14 protein-coding genes are annotated in these 17,339 nt (G+C 42.0%); 6 read left to right on the forward strand and 8 right to left on the reverse strand.

The features are described 5' to 3' along the window. Nucleotides 1–213: 213 nt before the first annotated feature. The 6 genes from AT864_RS06865 to AT864_RS06890 all read right to left on the reverse strand — a co-directional run bounded on the left by AT864_RS06865 (nt 214) and on the right by AT864_RS06890 (nt 5,967). Nucleotides 214–1,143: a response regulator gene (locus AT864_RS06865; RefSeq protein WP_066147567.1), complete on the reverse strand. Its 930-nt coding sequence runs from the start codon at nt 1,141–1,143 to the stop codon at nt 214–216. Further along, the gene (locus tag AT864_RS06870; RefSeq protein ID WP_066147569.1) at nt 1,143–2,414 is read right to left on the reverse strand and encodes a HAMP domain-containing sensor histidine kinase; all 1,272 of its coding nucleotides are present in this window, start codon (nt 2,412–2,414) and stop codon (nt 1,143–1,145) included. The genes AT864_RS06865 and AT864_RS06870 overlap by 1 nt, the downstream gene beginning before the upstream one ends. Nucleotides 2,415–2,817: 403 nt before the next feature. Then, on the reverse strand, nt 2,818–3,468 hold the full coding sequence (locus AT864_RS06875) for an amino acid ABC transporter permease (RefSeq protein ID WP_066147571.1): 651 nt from the start codon (nt 3,466–3,468) through the stop codon (nt 2,818–2,820). A 26-nt stretch (nt 3,469–3,494) separates the two neighbouring features. Beyond that, complete coding sequence (locus AT864_RS06880) at nt 3,495–4,148, reverse strand: amino acid ABC transporter permease (protein ID WP_066147573.1); 654 nt, start codon at nt 4,146–4,148, stop codon at nt 3,495–3,497. Between the two features lie 207 nt (nt 4,149–4,355). Further along, nucleotides 4,356–5,216 carry a glutamate ABC transporter substrate-binding protein gene (locus AT864_RS06885; protein ID WP_066147575.1) on the reverse strand — a complete coding sequence of 287 codons (861 nt, stop codon included), beginning with the start codon at nt 5,214–5,216 and terminating at the stop codon, nt 4,356–4,358. Between the two features lie 22 nt (nt 5,217–5,238). Then, entirely contained in the window at nt 5,239–5,967 is a 729-nt protein-coding gene (locus AT864_RS06890; protein ID WP_044745428.1) for an amino acid ABC transporter ATP-binding protein, read from the reverse strand. Nucleotides 5,968–6,158: 191 nt separating this feature from the next. Between AT864_RS06890 and AT864_RS06895 the strand changes: the two genes are divergently transcribed. Further along, on the forward strand, nt 6,159–6,413 hold the full coding sequence (locus AT864_RS06895) for a DUF1450 domain-containing protein (RefSeq protein ID WP_080862000.1): 255 nt from the start codon (nt 6,159–6,161) through the stop codon (nt 6,411–6,413). Between the two features lie 661 nt (nt 6,414–7,074). Here the strand turns inward: AT864_RS06895 and AT864_RS06900 are convergent. Beyond that, nucleotides 7,075–7,410 (reverse strand): hypothetical protein, encoded by a 336-nt coding sequence (locus AT864_RS06900; RefSeq protein ID WP_066147577.1) that lies wholly within the window; start codon nt 7,408–7,410, stop codon nt 7,075–7,077. A gap of 254 nt (nt 7,411–7,664) precedes the next feature. Between AT864_RS06900 and AT864_RS06905 the strand changes: the two genes are divergently transcribed. After that, the gene (locus tag AT864_RS06905) at nt 7,665–9,047 is read left to right on the forward strand and encodes a methyl-accepting chemotaxis protein (RefSeq protein ID WP_066147578.1); all 1,383 of its coding nucleotides are present in this window, start codon (nt 7,665–7,667) and stop codon (nt 9,045–9,047) included. A 102-nt stretch (nt 9,048–9,149) separates the two neighbouring features. Here AT864_RS06905 and AT864_RS06910 read toward each other — a convergent pair whose 3' ends face one another. Continuing rightward, entirely contained in the window at nt 9,150–10,454 is a 1,305-nt protein-coding gene (locus tag AT864_RS06910; protein ID WP_066147580.1) for a globin-coupled sensor protein, read from the reverse strand. A gap of 393 nt (nt 10,455–10,847) precedes the next feature. Between AT864_RS06910 and AT864_RS06915 the strand changes: the two genes are divergently transcribed. The 4 genes from AT864_RS06915 to AT864_RS06935 all read left to right on the forward strand — a co-directional run bounded on the left by AT864_RS06915 (nt 10,848) and on the right by AT864_RS06935 (nt 17,335). After that, the gene (locus tag AT864_RS06915; RefSeq protein ID WP_066147584.1) at nt 10,848–12,287 is read left to right on the forward strand and encodes an aldehyde dehydrogenase family protein; all 1,440 of its coding nucleotides are present in this window, start codon (nt 10,848–10,850) and stop codon (nt 12,285–12,287) included. Between the two features lie 291 nt (nt 12,288–12,578). Beyond that, nucleotides 12,579–13,457, forward strand: coding sequence for an AraC family transcriptional regulator (locus AT864_RS06925; RefSeq protein WP_044745422.1), 879 nt, complete (start codon nt 12,579–12,581; stop codon nt 13,455–13,457). 1,027 nt (nt 13,458–14,484) lie between these two features. Next, the gene (locus AT864_RS06930) at nt 14,485–15,489 is read left to right on the forward strand and encodes a substrate-binding domain-containing protein (RefSeq protein ID WP_066147588.1); all 1,005 of its coding nucleotides are present in this window, start codon (nt 14,485–14,487) and stop codon (nt 15,487–15,489) included. Between the two features lie 46 nt (nt 15,490–15,535). After that, a complete protein-coding gene (locus AT864_RS06935) occupies nt 15,536–17,335 on the forward strand; it encodes a sensor histidine kinase (RefSeq protein WP_066147736.1) in 1,800 nt (599 codons plus the stop codon). Nucleotides 17,336–17,339 lie beyond the last annotated feature (4 nt).

Below are 17,339 nucleotides of genomic sequence, written 5' to 3' on the forward strand. Positions count from 1 at the left end.
TTAAAATGGTATTTGCTTTAGAGTTTTAGAGGAAGGGGGGATCACTGCTTTTTCCTGTGTCACTGAACTCGCTCGATCGTTTATGAACGTCTTGGTTTCATTTCATTTGTGCCTGCATTCAGTTGCGTTTCTTATCCGCCAAGCGTTTTTGAAACTTCGGATGATAGCTAAAGTCAAAATGGGTTTTGGCTATCTGCTTAGGAGCATAGACGCCTATGCTCCTTTTACTTCGATATAAAAAGCGGATAAAAATTTCTTTACGTTAATCCGGCATTTCGTTGTTTTTTTACCGGCTTCCAGCTCCTTCATGCGAAGGCGAATTTGCTTGAAATCAAATAAACGCGGCGCAAAATGCTCGAAGGTAGGGTTTGTATAGTCGGTTAATCCGAGTGAGGATAAATGGGTAAAAGCTTGAAAAATCATTCGGCGAACCCGTTGCTCCATCGCTTTAATTTCTTTTTGAAGGGATGGCTCCTCTTCTGAGCCGTGCAGCCGCTTGATAATTTGCCGATATAGCTCTTTTAACGGTGGCAAATCATGCATAGTCGCTCCTTTATGTTCCGCTTCAGCAAACCATTGCATAATGTGCAGCAAATCGGCTGCGCCCGATTCGCCAGCAATTCCTAATGTTAAAAGGAGTTGTTCAATTTTTTGCTCCAAGCTCACTTTTTCATAATGAGCCGTATGCTGCGGCGGAGAAGGATACATGTCATGTTTTTTGCTTTGATCCAAAGTGTGCAATAAACGGCGGATCGAATTCAGGGAAGAAACAGCCGCCATATAGTCGGCTACGCGTCTGAGAACCGAAATGACCTCATATCGATTAATCGGCTTGTGGATGTACGTATCAATTCCGCAAAGATAAGCCTGTCCGATCATTTCTTTATGTTCTACTTGTGAAATCATAATAAAAGGACCGGTAAATCCTTGCGCTTTTAATTTTTTGATGGTTTGTATCCCATCTAAGCCCGGCATCAAAAGATCAATCAAAATAACATCGACGGCATAGAGCTGATCGATTGATACATGCAAGCCATCCTCCGCTTGACCTACCACTTCGCCAAGTCCGCTTTCTACAATTATTTTTTCTAGCATTTTTCGGACAACAGCATCATCTTCAATAAGAAAAAAACGAAGGGACATCACACGGCTTCCTCCTTTCGCAGCAGCTGACTGCCTGGAATTCTGACTTGAAATTGTGTTCGGTTGTGCTCGTCAAATGTCAGTTGTATGTGCCCCTTAAAGCTATGAACAATTTCTTGCGCGTGGGTCAATCCAATCCCGTTGGAAGGGTTGCCATTTTCATCATATTTTGTCGTAAATCCCGGCTGAAAAATCCAATCCCGATCCTCATCGGGAATTCCAGGACCTGAGTCAGTTACGCGAAACACCAGTTCATTGTGCTCAAATTGCACATGAAGAGAGACCCATCCGGAATCTGGCACCGCCTCGACGGCATTGGCGACTAAATTGTTTAGGACAGAAAGAAGGGCGTATACATGATAGGTCGGTAAATCGATGTCACATGCTTCATGAAAATGAATCGATTTGCCGAGAAGTTCTGCGTATTTTTGGTTAGTGCGAATGACCATGCGGCAAAGCTCCTTGATCGGCAAATTCAATTCTGCTTGTTCTTGGCTAATCAGATCAGACAATCCGGCCAAAATTCGCTGCGAGTCCTTTTTAACTTCGTGAATATGTTCAGCGATATACAGGGCGGTGCCTGGCTCGGCCTGTTTAGACTCCATCAACTGTGTATACAGCTCATAACTTTTGTGCGTAATCTCCTCTAAATGGCTCATCGATTTTCGCAAATAGAATGCTTCTTCATAAAGGCTTGTATTAATCATGACAAGGCGTTCCAGCTCTTGTCTTCGCGCTTCCCCTAAAGCCCGCATATGCTGAATGGTTAAAATGTTATATAGTCCTATTACGCAGAAGCTTCGCAAAATTGCAAACAAAAGCAGCATAAAAACGGTTTCGTGTGCGATGGTGAAAGATTCACCAAGCAGCTGACGAATGAACAGTTCTACGATATTAGCTGTAAAATCAATCGCTGCCCCAAGCACTCCGACGTGGATAGGGTGGTCCAGATGCTGGCGGAATTTTGTCATATATACAAGCCAAGCAAAGAAAATGTAATAAATGCCTGCAGGCAAATGAATCAATAAACTATCAGCCAATGGCTGCTGTTTGGTTAACCAATCAATCATTACGCGAAAGGCGGTGACAAACACCCCAACACAAAAGCCAGTCAGACATAGAGGAATCGTACGAAGCCAAACAAGTCCAAAGAAAAAAGCGACACTTCCTAAAGAAAATCGGAAAGAACTGGAAAATGGATTTACTTTCATCTCTCCAAGAAAAGCTGTAGCAGAGATGAGAAGCAATAAGGTTAAAATTCGTTCACGCATCGTGTTCCCCTCTGTCTATCAGGAAATCTTCTCCCATTCTATCATATTATTATACAATAAAAGGGTATTAAGAAAATGTATGGATTTCTTATCATTATATTTTATATAAAACTAAATGGATTTTCCAATCTGTTTCATAGGATGAAGAATCGTCTTTTTTATGCTCAGCATTTCGAGTGATAGAAAACGTTTCCGATGGGAGAAGAGTGGAGAAGTCGGCCGTATAAATTTAAAGATTGAACGAACGATGTCTGTGAATCTATGGTTGAAGGGCATGCCTATAGCATGCCCGGTAGGCAAGCAAACCCGCTTGTTTACTTCAGCAAAAAAGCAAGGAATCCAGTACTGTTCATTGAGTTTTACTGGATGATCAGCACTCCTGATTCTTCATCCTTTCTTTTATTTATCGGTGCTTATATTCAAGCTTTCGCGAAAGCAGTGATAATGAATAATTCACGACAAAATACATGATGGCGACGAGCAAGAAGATCGGAATGACATAATTGACATTTCTTCCGTTAATGATTTGAGCATGATTCATTAATTCAGGAAGGGCAATCACAACAGCTAGCGATGTATCCTTCAATAAAGAAATAAATTGTCCGACAATGGGCGGCACCATGCGTCTTAACGCTTGGGGAAGGACAATATGCCATAGCGTTTGCAAATACGTCAGCCCTGATGATCTCGCTGCCTCAATTTGCCCTTTTTCAATGGAATTTAATCCGCTTCTCACAATTTCTGATAGCATAGCTGATTCGAAGATAACAAGCGCCAAAATCGCGGCATAAAGCTTATCGAGCTTAAAGCCGATCTCAGGAAGAGCGAAATAAGTAAAGAAAATAATCAATAATAACGGCAAGTTGCGGATGACCTCAACTAGGATTGCGAGAATGTGGGAAACGACAGGAATCTGCCCATAACGCAATATCCCAACGATAATGCCGATCGCAAAGCTAAGCGCAATAGAAATAAAAGCTACTTCAAGCGTGACGGCAAATCCTTCAAGTAAAAATTTAAAATGAACTGGAGAATAGGCGCCGATAAAGTCCATTTCTCACCCCACCTTTTTCTATCATCTTATCGACTTCTTGCTAAGCGGCGTTCGAGCGCGCCAACGCCTAAGCTAAGCGGAATGGTTAACACTAGATAAAACATGGCAACAAAAATATAGACGTCAAAAGTGACAAACGTTTCGGAGGAAATTAAATCACCAAAATACATCAGATCTAACCCTGCAATAACGCCTAGAACAGAAGAGTTTTTAACGAGATTGATAAATTGGTTGCCCATAGGCGGTATGACAATTTTAATAGCTTGAGGCAAAATCACATGCCACATGGCTTGCAAATAAGTTAATCCCGATGATCGTGCGGCTTCCATCTGTCCTTTTGGCACAGAAAGAATCCCGGCACGGATGACTTCGGCGATAAAGGCAGCTGTGTAAACGGTTAATCCCAATGTTCCGGCGGTGAAGGAGTCCAAACGAATGCCAAGAGCCGGCAACCCGACGAAAAATACAAATACAATTAAAATGAGCGGGATATTGCGAATAAATTCAACATATGCCGCTCCAATCCAATTCAATGGACGCACCGGCGCAATGCGAAAGATGGCCATCACCGTTCCAATAAGTAAACTGCCGATTAGGGCAAGAACACTGGATTTTATCGTATGAAGAAACCCTTGCATATACAGATCCCAATGTTCGATTAAAATTGAATAATCAGGCATGATTGCACCTCCTCGTTATGCTTGATACAAGGTTGTTTTTGATATGCGAATAGATGGCAAGCTAGGCTTTTGTCGCACAATTCGCGTGGCAGAAGGAGAGTTTGTGGCTTACCTCTGGTTGTTGTCTTCATTCGCTCCGTTTCCCAATGGTCTTTCTATAGAATAGCAGATGAGCGGAATATGCCCGCTCATCCGTTCAAATGGCTATTATTGCTTTGGCTTTTCTCCAATCCATTTTTCATAGATTTTATCGTATTCGCCATTCTCCTTAATTTCGCGCAAATATTCGTTAATGAGATCGACAAACTCTTTGTCTCCTTTGCGCACAGCAATTCCGTAAGGCTCTTCAGAAAATGTCTCATCCACAACCCGGAAATTCGGATCCTGTTTCGCCATGCCAAAAAGCAATGCATTATCGGTTGTGAGGGCATCGCCTTGTCCAGCTTTTAATGCTGTAAAGGCTTCCGCATAATTTTCAAACTCCAAGACGGTTGCTTCTGGAGCCTTGGCGCGAATATTTTGCGCAGAAGTGGACCCTTTTGCGGTTAAAACGGTAACTCCTTTTTTGATATCTTTTATTCCATTAATCTTACTGTTCTTTTTGACAAGCAAGGATTGTCCAGCCATAAAATAAACATCAGAAAAATCGACTTCCTTTTTCCGGTCTTCTGTAATCGTCATCGTAGCGATGATGGCATCAATTTCTCCATTATTTAACATCGGAATTCGCGTTTTCGATGTTACTTCTTTTAATTCAATTTTATTTTCATCACCGAGAATTTTTTTGGCGAGACCCTTGGCGATATCAATATCAAAACCTTCTACTTCACCAGTTTCTGGATTTTTTAACCCAAAAAGATTCAAATCATATTTTACTCCGACGACGAGCTTTCCTCTTTCTTTAATCTTGTCTAGGGTGCTTTGAGCTGATTCTGTTTGCTTCGATCCGTCTCCTTTGCTGTCTGTGGATGCTGTTTCACTGCTGTTGCAGCCGGCTAAAGCGAATAAACAGAGTATGGCTGCCAATACAAGTCCGATTCCTTTTTTCCACATTCTTTTGGCTTTCATAAAAATTCCCCCTATTTGTTATCTAATGACTAAGAATACGGCTCAGAAACAAGCGGGCTCGCTCCTCGCGCGGGTGGGCAAAGAATTCTCCCGGCGAGGCCTCTTCGAGAATTTGTCCTTTGTCCATAAAGACAATTCGGTCTGCCACTTCACGAGCAAACCCCATCTCGTGCGTAACAACGACCATGGTCATTCCTTCTGTAGCCAATGTTTTCATTACATCTAGCACTTCGCCAATGGTTTCGGGATCCAGCGCTGATGTCGGTTCGTCAAACAGCATAATTTTCGGCTTCATGGCGAGGCCCCTGGCAATGGCGACCCGCTGCTGCTGACCGCCGGATAATTCAGCGGGATAAGCGTTTGCTTTATCTGGAATCCCCACTTTTTCGAGATAATACATAGCTGTTTCTTTTGCTTCTTTTTCTGAAACGCCTAAAACTTTAATAGGTGCGAGCGTAATATTTTGCAATACAGTTTTATGCGGGTATAAGTTAAAATGTTGGAAGACCATGCCGATATTGCGGCGAAGCTTATTAATGTCGACATTCTTGTCATTCACCTTCACACCGTCGACGATTAATTCGCCGCTTGTGATCGTTTCAAGACGATTAATGCAGCGGACTAAGGTGCTTTTTCCTGAGCCAGATGGACCGATAATGACGACAACTTCTCCTTGTTCAATGGAAAGATTGATATCTTTTAGAACGTGGAAGCTGCCGTAATGTTTGTTCACTTGACGAAAATGAATCAATGATTTCCCCCCTTTAAAACGATTTTGAAAAATTTATTTTTTTCTGAATAAACTATAAAGAACAATCTACTGAAATCTACAAAAAACAACGAGAAAAAATAATTTTGTTGTTTCGCGATGAAAATTTTTTGGTATTATTAGAGTAGATGAAAATGATAATTTTTATCATTGTGGAGGTTTGGAAGGCAGAAATGAAGAAGATCTGTTTTTGTAAGAAAAATAAGTTTGAATCAAAACAGCTTTATGTGTTTTTAAAAGATACCTATAAAAACATTAAAATTAAGCGCAAAGACTGTTTAGGAAAATGCAAGACATGCAAACGCTGTCCGTTTGCATTAATTGATAAAGAAATGGTAAGATGCAGCACGGTGGATGAATTGTACGGCGAAGTTCAGCAGCGCCTGATTCAAGATTGGCGGAAAATTCGTGCAAAATCCGCGCAATGATCGATTGGCTATTTCATTTAAAAGCTGACGGCAGTGGCGCGATAAAAAGGGTAGAGAGAAAGGATGGAAAAAGCGTCATATTTATATGGCGTTGTATCGAGGATGAATCGCTGATGGAAACCAGGACCAATGTATTGGTTCTTTTTTTATGATTGGACTTGGTGGGCGATGCAATCGATCCATCGATTATCCTTAGGCGATAATCGATAGGAGAAAGGTATAAAAACTCATGGTCATAACACAAGTCTGTACATGTGCCTTTCGACCGGAGAAAATGGGGCATGCCCTTGCTTCAAATATCGATGAATTACAAGTTTTATCTATCAGCACCTTGCGTGTCGTGGCTAACGAGTTCCGTGGGGAGGAAAAGCCTTTTTATTGGATTTTGCGAACCCATTAACGAAAAGGATTCCTGTGAACGGTTTATTTAATAAAATCATGTGAATTCAGTTAGAAAAACGTCAGCAAACCTGGGGGTAGAAGGAGTTTAGACCATGCAAAGACGGGGGATTTGTTTTTAGTATATTCCCGTCATCAAGCGGTTATTTTGACATGTATCACAACGGTTAAGAAGCAAATGGTTAATCAAATAACGTATAGAAAAATCTCCCGCCTCTTTCATAAAAGGCAGGAGAGATTTTGCGCGGAATAAGAGGGATTGCTAAGACGGTTGGTTATTTGTCGGCGTCGTGCTCGTTTGGTTTTGCGTAAGCTCCTGTGAAAGCTCCACCGTTGCTAAACTCGGCTGTTTCATTCCTCGATTTCGGTTCATTAAGCTGTTCATTTTATTCATGGCTTGTTGAAGTGGCTGTTTGAGGGAAAATGCAGAGATTCGAGCTTTTCTCCTATTCAAAACAGCCGTTAACGCCATTCCTAAACCGAAGCTCAGAATGCTCCAAGTCGCTGTGCGGTTATTGTTTCGCCGCCCCATTAGACGTAATGCTTGCTTCCACATCATGCGATTACGTCCGAAATTAAATAGACGTAACAGGTTCATTTTGTTTACACTCCTCTTTCGTCAATATATACAAACGGTTCAATGAATCGGTTTAAACAGTTATTAATGTGTACGAATCAAGAGAAATCATGTATGGAAAAGAATAGTGGATCATCAGTGAGACAGAAAGGCTCATCGAGTGATGGAAAATGGATACCAAACAAAAAGTAAAGAATATTCAAAAAAATATTCGGTTATTTTTAAAATCAATGTTATAATTTTGTTATAAAATATAACATTGAAGGGGAGATTGTATGTTTTTGCTAAAGCGGCGTTTGAAAGAAAACGATTTGTTACATAATTCCAGTGAAATGGATGATCGACATGTCATGGGACAGATCCAAGTAGCAGCTGATCAGTTAAAAGGAATTATTGAACAAATGAAGCTGGCTGCCCATTCTCTCGATGAAACATCTTCGTCAAGCAAGGAAAGCACGGTTGGATTAACGGCGCACCTTGAAAAAACAGTGAATGATGTGTTAAGTGTGGCGGGAAAAATAAAAAAAATCGAAACGGCGGCTGTGCAAATTTCTGCTGTTTTCCAAGAAATTCATTCCAGCAGCCAATTGTTTTATGAAGAGCTGGCTCATTCATGGGAGTCGCTCAAAAAATTACAGGAAGAAATGGCGGAACTTCGGAGCAGTCACCAAATGCTGCTGCGGCAAATGGATAGCCTTGTCACTCGATCGCAGGAAATCAATCAAATTCTTGCGACGATTGGTGCTATTTCACAAAGAACGAGCATTTTGGCATTAAACGCCAACATTGAGTCGGCGCGAGCAGGAGAGCATGGGAAAGGGTTTTCGGTAGTAGCCAATGAAGTCGGAATTTTAGCTGGACAAACATCAAAAGCGGTTGAACAAACGCGGGAAATTTTATCATTGGTCCAAAAAGAAATTGCCTTGTCGACAGACATGGTGAAGAAGGAGACGGAACAAATTGAACATGGCACAAAAGAAATGACGGATGTGCTTTACATTCTTGATACATTTAAGGGGAAACTAAGCGGAATTGCAGGCATGGTATCGGATTCGGCACAAGCGGTAGAGGCACAAACGGAAAACATTCAAGAAATCGCGTTATTGCTCGATGAAATTTCCAGCATGTCGGTAGAAAATAAAGAATATGCTCAGACAGTAGCAAAGGATATGGATCATCAGCACCAAAATGTCCAGCAAATCATGCGAATCAATGAAGCTTTAGAGCAAACCTCCAATGAATTACAAGGCATGATGAAAAAAGATCATGCGATAACGATTGCTTCTCTTGATGAACAAATGATCGAAGAAGCGAAAAAACGGCTGTTTACGTTTTTGCAGACGTGCCCATTATATAAACTGGACGAGCGGCAGCACCAAAAATATTTGAACGAATTTTTGCGCTCTCATTCTAATATTGAAGCGGTCTGGTCGAATCGTTTAGACGGGACCTTCGTTTATTCCAATCCTCCCGCGGGACTTGTCAACGCGAAGGCACGTCCTTGGTTTATCGAGGCAAGCAAAGGAAACACGTTTATTTCAGACGTTTATATTTCAGCGTTAACGAAGAAGCCGTGCCTGACGATTTCTGCGCCTATTTTGCATCAGCAGCAAATTGTCGGTGTAGTAGGTGTGGATTTATCAGTGTCGGTCATATAGGAAAAAGCCCCGTTATTCGAAGCGAGGGTTCGGGTAATCGGGGCTTTGGCTGCCGGATGGCGGAGCGCACCGATATCTTTCGGTAGCACCGATTTGGCTTCCCTACAGATCATAGGCCACTTTCTCCACCTGTTCAGCAGATGCAGCGACATCGGCGATGGCTTGGCTCATTTCTGACACAACATGAACGTATTGCTTCATTTCGTGATCAATACGTTGATTTTGTTCGCGAATTTGCTTTAAGGACAAGCCGAACTCATTGAAAAATTGATTGATTTTCTCCATATCATCTGTACCTTCCGCAATTAATGAAGCCATTGCATCCAATGATTGCGAGATCGTATGAACCTTTGAGTTGAGCTCGTTTAAAATGTCCGCTACACTCGAAACCGACTGTTTTGTTTGCGAGGCGAGGTTGCGAACTTCGTTGGCAACGACCGCAAACCCTTTTCCGTGCTCTCCAGCCCGGGCAGCCTCGATCGAAGCGTTAAGCGAGAGCATATTGGTTTGATCGGCGATGGCCGTGACAAGGCTGTTGATATTTTCGATCTTCGCAGCTGATTGTTGGAGGCTATGTACTTCCGTCTGAATTTTTTTCATCATCTGTTGAAAATTATGAATCGTTGATTGCTGGCGCTGTAGTTTTTCTTGGCCTTTGACCGATTGTTGTTCGCTCGTATCCGCAATTTGAACGGCTTCTTTAGCAAATTGCAAAATATCCTTGGCTTGAGTTGTTAATCCATCAGCCGAGGAGCTGACTTCGCTTGATACAGTGGAAAGCTCTTGAACCATCGCTTTAAGCTGTTCTTTCATTTCATTTTTTATTTGCTCCATTTGCATGCGGTTTCTTTCGTTTGCTTTTTCATATTCCTCTAACACAATTTGCTGTTCAAGGCTTAGTACTTTGGTCATCGATTTAGTGGCCTCCATTAGCGCATGCGGCTCAGAAATATGAGGAGAAATGACGTCTAATAGAGCCAACAGCAATTGCTGAAAGGCGCACATATACCATTTTGGGAGAAGTTGGATGCGCAAATGGGCGATCGCAATGCGCGTGCGTTTCGCGATGAACTCATCATCAATTCTTCCGCTGAACATTTCAATGACATGGACCTTTAACGTTTGTTTTAATTGTTCAACAGAGCTGTGCTGTTGAATAATAGCGAGCAGTGAAGGCTCTGTTTGAAGCACATCATAGAAGCGGGTGACAATGGTATCGATTTTTTCTTCAATAAACGGCTTTAACGTTTGAAGTATGGCCAGATCCCGTTCGGTTAGCTCAATCATTTCGATTTGCTTGTTAATGGAAGGATTCTGAAGACGGACCAGCCTAGTTGGAACGTTTGGATCGATATGGCTTGTGCTGGCGGGCTGCGCCTTTTTTCTCATAAAAATTGAAAAACTCATGTGTGCTCGCTCCCTTTGCAACTATAATAAATGTAAAAATAGTATAAATATGCTATAAAACATGATCCAAAAGGAATAAGCAAACGGGGCTTCCTGACGGTGAATTCAATGATTGGTGAATGGATGTTTGAGAAGTAAACGTTTACTTATTTCGATTGTAATTGTACAACACCTATTGAAAATAGTGAATAAAAAGATGAAAGAGAAAATGTGAGGTTAAAAATTGCCTATATCCTTAGAAGTGGAGAATCATCAACAGCAGGACTTTTCCGTCAAAAAGACGAATAAAGATAATGGTGGTTGTGTTAGCATGTTATGGCTATTGAGGAGAACGGAAAGGGTGTTAGAGGCAACCTGTCGTTTGTGCAATCAAAAGGAAAGGGTGGGAGTACGATGAAAACGACTTTTGAAAAAAAGAAGCTATATATTGATGGGGAGTGGGTGGAAGCAAGAGCGTATACGACATTGCGGTCTCCTTATTCTGGCGAGGCGCTTGCCGAAATTCCAGCTGCGACGGAGGAAGAGGTTCGTTTAGCGATTGCGGCTGCATATGAAGCGCGGGGAAAGATGAAGCAAATGCCAGCCTACCAACGAGCGGCTATTTTAGAAAAGGTGGCGTCACTTTTGCAGGAGCGTTCAGAGGTGGCAGCGCGAATCATCGCAACAGAAGCTGCGAAGCCGCTGACAACAGCAAAAGCGGAAGTGGCTCGCACCATTCAAACCTATAAATTTGCTGCGGAGGAAGCGAAGCGTATTCATGGTGAAACCATTCCGTTAGATGCGGCGCCGGGTGGGGAAAACCGAATCGCATTTACGACGAGAGAGCCGATTGGAGTCATCGGGGCGATCACTCCTTTTAACTTCCCAATGAATCTTGTTGCGCACAAGCTCGGACCGGCCTTTGCCTCCGGAAATACGGTCGTATTAAAGCCGGCAAGCCAAACTCCGCTTTCGTCCTATTTGATTGCTGAGCTGTTTGAAGCTGCGGGACTGCCAAAAGGAGCGCTCAATGTAGTAACGGGAAGCGGCCGAACTGTAGGCGATCAGATCGTCACGGATCCGCGCGTCAGTATGGTGACATTTACGGGAAGCCCAGAGGTAGGGATTGGCATTCGTAATAAAGCCGGGCTTAAGCGTGTGACGCTGGAGCTTGGATCGAATTCGGCCGTCATTGTCGATGAACAAACAGACATCGACCGGATGATCCCGCGCTGTGTCTTTGGGGCTTTCTCTTTCCAAGGACAAGTGTGTATTTCCCTTCAGCGCATCTATGTTCATGAAAAACGATATGACGAATTTGTAGAAAAATTTATTGCAGCTGCTCAGCAGTTAAAAATCGGCGATCCGCTTGATGCTAGTACAGATGTCTCAGCATTGATTACACCTCAAGATGTCGAGCGGTCATTGCAGTGGATTGAAGAAGCGAAACAAAGCGGTGCGACAGTAGCAATCGGCGGCGAGCGGCAAGGAAATATTTTGCTGCCGACGGTCATTTTAAATGCAGCGCCTACGTTGAAAGTATCGTGCTATGAAGTGTTTGCGCCGATTGTTTTGATTAATAAAGTTTCATCTATTGATGAAGCGATTGAATTGGTCAATGATTCACGTTACGGTTTGCAAGCCGGCATCTATACAGATAATGTCCATGTCGCGTGGAAAGCAGCAGAAAAGCTGCATGTCGGCGGAGTGCTTGTCAATGATATTCCGACGTTCCGGGTGGATCATATGCCATATGGAGGCGTCAAGGAAAGCGGATTTGGCCGTGAAGGCATCCGCTATGCAATCGAAGAAATGACAGAGTTAAAACTTGTGATTTTCAATCGCAATCAGTAAGGAGCAACCGTGCCGTTTCTTTTAGACGGCACAGTTTTTTTGCTTAAAAAGCGGTAGGACAGCTTGCTTGATAGCAGGTTTGAATGAATGCTTGTATTGGCTCCCATATTATAAACATGGGAAAAAAGCAGCGAAGCTCGATCGATTTTGGCGGCTCTGAACATGATCAGCCGTGTCTGCGGCGAAAAGGGGACAATGGATCCATCCGGGAAGCTCCCTGCATGATTGGGCACGAAATGTCGGGCGGCGTTCCTTCCTTCCTGTTATTCTATGGGCAAGGAGGTCATCAAGATGGATTTGCTTAAGAATATGAACGAAGCGATGAAGTACATTGAAGCCAATTTGACGGCAGAAATTGATTTTAAAGAAGCAGCAAAGCTGGCACTTTGCTCAGAATACCATTTCAAAAGGATGTTTTCTTTTCTTTCGGGGATTCCGTTATCCGAATATATCCGGCGCCGACGTCTGACGCTTGCCGCTTTGGAGCTCAAGGAGAGCAAGGCAAAGATTATTGATATAGCCCTGAAATATGGATACAGCTCCCCGGATTCATTTGCCCGAGCATTTCAAGGGCTGCATGGGATCACACCATCGGAAGCTAGGAATGGCGGCTGTTCATTGAAAGCTTATCCGTCCATGACCTTCCAGTTATCTGTAAGAGGAGGAAATGAAATGAACTATCGCATTGAAGAAAAAGGACCGTTTCGCATCGTTGGCATCATGAGACGAGTTCCGCTGATTTTTCATGGAGTCAATCCGGAGATTGCCTCCATGTGGAAAAGCTTAGATGATGACACAATCAATGAGTTGAAGCGGCTTTCAAATGTGGAACCTTTAGGGCTGCTTAGCGCCTCTGTGAACTTTTCTGAGGGAAGAATGGAAGAGAAGGGAGAATTGGACCATTATATTGGCGTGGCGACAACGAAAGAATGCCCAGATCATCTAACGAAGCTTGAGGTTTCTGCCTCGACATGGGCTGTATTTGAAGTAGTGGGACCTTTTCCCCAAGCATTGCAAGAAGGATGGGGACGTATTTATTCTGAATGGTTTCCTTCAACCCATTATGAAGCGGCTGAGGGTCCGGAAATTTTGTGGAATGAGAATAAAAATATCCACTCGCCCACTTTCAAGAGCGAAATATGGATTCCCATCTCAAAAAAATCCATATAATTGAAGTGGGGGAATAAGCGATATAAACTTTCATGAGGAAAAATTTATCACCGTTGAATGTGTCAGCTTTCTTTATTGATGAGCGAAAGTATTTCCAGAGCTTTGAGGTTAACGTTGGGAGTTTAATCAGGCGTCTGCCGAAACAACGGCCTCATCAATACGGTGGAAAAGCAGCGCATTCGAACCTTTACCACTCGCATGATGAAGGAAAACCCGCAAACTTCTCTTCATTTCGTCGCCTGGGCCTATCGGTAAGTTGTATGTAAAAAATGAGCTGTCCTAAACAGCTCATTTTTTTGATTCGGAATATGTTTGCTTGAGAGATGGCCACTCCAAATCAAAAGGATTCTTCACGTTTCTTCCTAAAGCTACATCGTAAACGATTTGAAATTCAATAGTTAACTATTCTCTATTCATGGTACAATAAAATTGTACGAACAAAAAATATGTGGATTTTATGTTTTATAAGGAGACGGAAAGGGACGAATTTTCTATTTTGTTTATTGATACGTACAAATTAAAGCGAATGCGAAACCATATTTTTGCTTTGGGTTTATTTAGCGCCTGATCGCTACATTTATAAAAGCCTGTGACCATATAAATATACCGAAAGTTTCCTATCTATACATATATTTTTGGAATTTCAACTATAAAGCGTTTCAACGGCTCTTTTGCCTTATTGAAACGCCTTACTTATCTGGATTTTTCAATCTGAACGATATGAGGAGGAATTCCGGAGATCAGATTAAAAGCTCACGATGAAAGGAGGGGGAGCTTGCTCACGGCGAGGGACAAGTGTTCATGCATCAATCTAGATCTGTATAGTTGCATTTGATGCTCAACTAGCACCACGGGTAATGAGAAGATTAGACTTCTAGCCGATTCGAATCGGCAGAATCTTTTTTTCGACTGTTGGATTTTCAAAGCGGATTTTTAGACCCTGATTCAATTTTAGAAAAAGGGTGGGAACGAATCAAGTTGTATCATGTTTTAACATCTTATAGTGACAATAGACAGGGGGATTGCCATGAAAAAATTGTTATTGGTTTATGTTTTTTTAATCGGTGTCTTTCTTATTTATGTATATAACTATCATTTGCAAGCTTCCCGTATTCGTGCTGTTAATCAAGAAGAGCAAACTTTACAAGGGAAAATCGAGGAGACATATGTAATGGTCACTTTTTTATCTGGAATTGACTATTGGAAAAATTGTTTAAAGGGATTTGAGGATGCGGCTCAAGCACTCAATGTTTCAGTAGAGTATCGGGGGGCGACACAATATGACGTAAATGAACAGGTGACGGTGCTTGAGCAAGTAATTGCTAAAAAACCAGCTGGCATTGCGATTTCTGCAATAGATCCAAATAAACTGACTGGAACGATTAATAAAGCTGTGGAACAGGGAATTCCAGTTGTATTATTCGATTCCGATGCTCTTTCTAGTAAAGCGTTTTCATTCCTAGGAACGAATAATTATAATGCCGGAGTGACAGCGGCGCATAAAATGGCAGAGCTGTTAGGAAAAAAAGGGAAAGTAGCGGTTATTACGCTTCCCAATCAGTTAAATCACCAACAAAGGACAAAAGGGTTTATTGAAACGATTGATAAAGAATATCCGGAAATGGAAGTCGTAATAGTAAAGGATGGGAAAGGAGATGCCCTTGCCTCGAAGCAAGCCGCTCTAGAGCTGTTAAAACAATATCCAGAGCTATCAGGTATTTTTGTTACCGAGGCCAATGGAGGAGTCGGAGTGGGTGAAGCCGTTGCATCGTTTGCAACAGCGAAGAAAGTAAAAATTATTAGCTTTGATACCGATAAACGAACATTGGATATGGTGAAACAAGGAATGATAGAAGCCACATTGGCTCAAGGAACATGGAATATGGGATATTGGTCATTGCAATTTTTATTTCACCTTCACCATCGCTTAACTCCTTCTTTGCCATCTGGCTATCCTTTATTGCCTGCGTATATGGACACTGGAATTACAGTTGTAACGAAAGAAAACGTGGATAGCTTTTATGCGAAATAAGGGAAAGAATGCGGATGCTAGAAATGAGGGATCAGGATTGAAGCAAATGAAATATTTTCAGATTAATAATGTACCTATTCGCTATAAGCTGATTTTCCTTTTTTTATTCATTATCATTTTTCCCTCCATCGGACTTGGGAGCGTAACAGGTTGGACAGTTGATCGGATTATTGATCGGCAAATTAATCAAAATACACTTCAAGTGATTAACCAAGTAAATCGAACGCTCGAGTTTTACTTGAATAATATGCAAAATATTACCTATTTAACAGCATTTAATCCAGAAATAAAAAAGTTTTTAGAAGGAAACGAGAGGATGCAAGGAATTGGTGAAACGAGCGATGAATATCGAATTCGTCAATTTCTGCGCGGATTAACAACATTGTATCCTGAAGTTGCGGGTATTCTTGTTGCTAATCATAAAGGAGAGTATATCAGCAACGAAATGTATACACGTTCAGCTAAGCAGCTCACAGAGGAAGGATGGTATCAAGAAGCCGTACAAAATAAGGGCATTTTTAAAATTATTGGCCACCCGGAGAAACGTAATGTAACAACACACACGAATTATAAACGAGAGGAAGTGGTGTCGGTTGTTAGAGCCGTTTTAAATCCAGAAACTCAGCAGGTAGAAGGAGTGGTTTTAATCGACCTAAAGCTGCGTGTCATTGCGGAAGCCGTGAAAAGTGTTCGTTTAGGAAAATCAGGATACTTAATGGTTATCGATCATCGCGGTGAAAATATTTATTCACCTGCTCATCCGCTTATCGCGAATATCCCGGCTCAATGGCTTGGCAATCGAGATTCTGGAACGTTTGCTAAGAAGGTAGATGGACAATATTTGCAATTTATTTATCAGCGTTCACCGTTTACAAGCTGGACAACGATTGGGGTGTTCTCCAATCAAGAATCAGCGTTAGAAATCATGGAAATCCGTTTTTATGTCACTTGTTTTGTATTTTTGGTCTGTCTTATTGGTATCGGTGCCTCTTACTACTTGGCTCATTCGCTATCGCGACCGATCAGACAATTGATCTCATTTATGAAAAAAGTAGAGGCAGGTGATTTAACGAGCCGCTATCACAGTGTTCGCGCAGATGAAATCGGTATGTTAGGAAGAAGCTTTAACCGGATGCTCGATCAAATCCAAAAATTCATTTCTCTTGTAGAGTGGCAGGAACGACAAAGATGGGAAGCGGAGCTTCGGAGCTTGCAGGCGCATATTAAACCTCATTTTCTTTACAATACGTTAGATACGATTCATTGGCTGGCTAGAAAAAGAGGAGCGGAGGATGTAGCCCAAGTAGTGGAAGCGTTGTCAAAGCTATTTCGCATCGGATTAAGCAAAGGAAGGGATATCATTTCATTTGCGGAAGAAATGGAACATATTCAAAGCTATTTAAGCATTCAAAAAACGAGATATCGAGACAAGTTGAACTATACATTTGACATCGCTTCTAACGTTCAAGATTTATATATTTTAAAGCTTGTCTTGCAGCCGATAGTAGAAAATGCGATTTATCACGGTATCAAGCAGCGGAGAGGACCTGGCCATATTTTGATTCAAGCTGAGGAACAGGATGGAAAGCTGATCATTCGCATTCATGATGATGGTGTCGGAATGTCAAAAGAATTATTGTCATCTTTGCGTGAAGACTTAACGGTTGATTTTACGGCTCGTGACAAAGAAAAGGAGATAGGAAAGGTGCAGGGATATGGAATGTTGAATGTGCAAGCGCGAATGCAATTAACCTTTGGGAGTACTTACGGTTTATGGATCGACAGTGAAGAAGGAAAAGGAACGACCGTGACGATGATCCATCCAATTGTTAGACAAGCGATGTAGGAGG

Source organism: Anoxybacillus sp. P3H1B (assembly GCF_001560855.1).
Lineage (GTDB): Bacteria > Bacillota > Bacilli > Bacillales > Anoxybacillaceae > Anoxybacteroides > Anoxybacteroides rupiense.

Excerpts from the sequence above, each read along its gene's own strand:
- AT864_RS06875 (WP_066147571.1), bottom strand. The coding sequence starts at position 3,468 with ATGGACTTTATCGGCGCCTATTCTCCAGTTCATTTTAAATTTTTACTT.
- AT864_RS06935 (WP_066147736.1), top strand. The coding sequence starts at position 15,536 with ATGAAATATTTTCAGATTAATAATGTACCTATTCGCTATAAGCTGATT.
- AT864_RS06885 (WP_066147575.1), bottom strand. The coding sequence starts at position 5,216 with ATGAAAGCCAAAAGAATGTGGAAAAAAGGAATCGGACTTGTATTGGCA.
- AT864_RS06905 (WP_066147578.1), top strand. The coding sequence starts at position 7,665 with ATGTTTTTGCTAAAGCGGCGTTTGAAAGAAAACGATTTGTTACATAAT.
- AT864_RS06930 (WP_066147588.1), top strand. The coding sequence starts at position 14,485 with ATGAAAAAATTGTTATTGGTTTATGTTTTTTTAATCGGTGTCTTTCTT.
- AT864_RS06895 (WP_080862000.1), top strand. The coding sequence starts at position 6,159 with ATGAAGAAGATCTGTTTTTGTAAGAAAAATAAGTTTGAATCAAAACAG.
- AT864_RS06880 (WP_066147573.1), bottom strand. The coding sequence starts at position 4,148 with ATGCCTGATTATTCAATTTTAATCGAACATTGGGATCTGTATATGCAA.
- AT864_RS06870 (WP_066147569.1), bottom strand. The coding sequence starts at position 2,414 with ATGCGTGAACGAATTTTAACCTTATTGCTTCTCATCTCTGCTACAGCT.
- AT864_RS06925 (WP_044745422.1), top strand. The coding sequence starts at position 12,579 with ATGGATTTGCTTAAGAATATGAACGAAGCGATGAAGTACATTGAAGCC.
- AT864_RS06900 (WP_066147577.1), bottom strand. The coding sequence starts at position 7,410 with ATGAACCTGTTACGTCTATTTAATTTCGGACGTAATCGCATGATGTGG.
- AT864_RS06865 (WP_066147567.1), bottom strand. The coding sequence starts at position 1,143 with ATGTCCCTTCGTTTTTTTCTTATTGAAGATGATGCTGTTGTCCGAAAA.
- AT864_RS06910 (WP_066147580.1), bottom strand. The coding sequence starts at position 10,454 with ATGAGTTTTTCAATTTTTATGAGAAAAAAGGCGCAGCCCGCCAGCACA.
- AT864_RS06915 (WP_066147584.1), top strand. The coding sequence starts at position 10,848 with ATGAAAACGACTTTTGAAAAAAAGAAGCTATATATTGATGGGGAGTGG.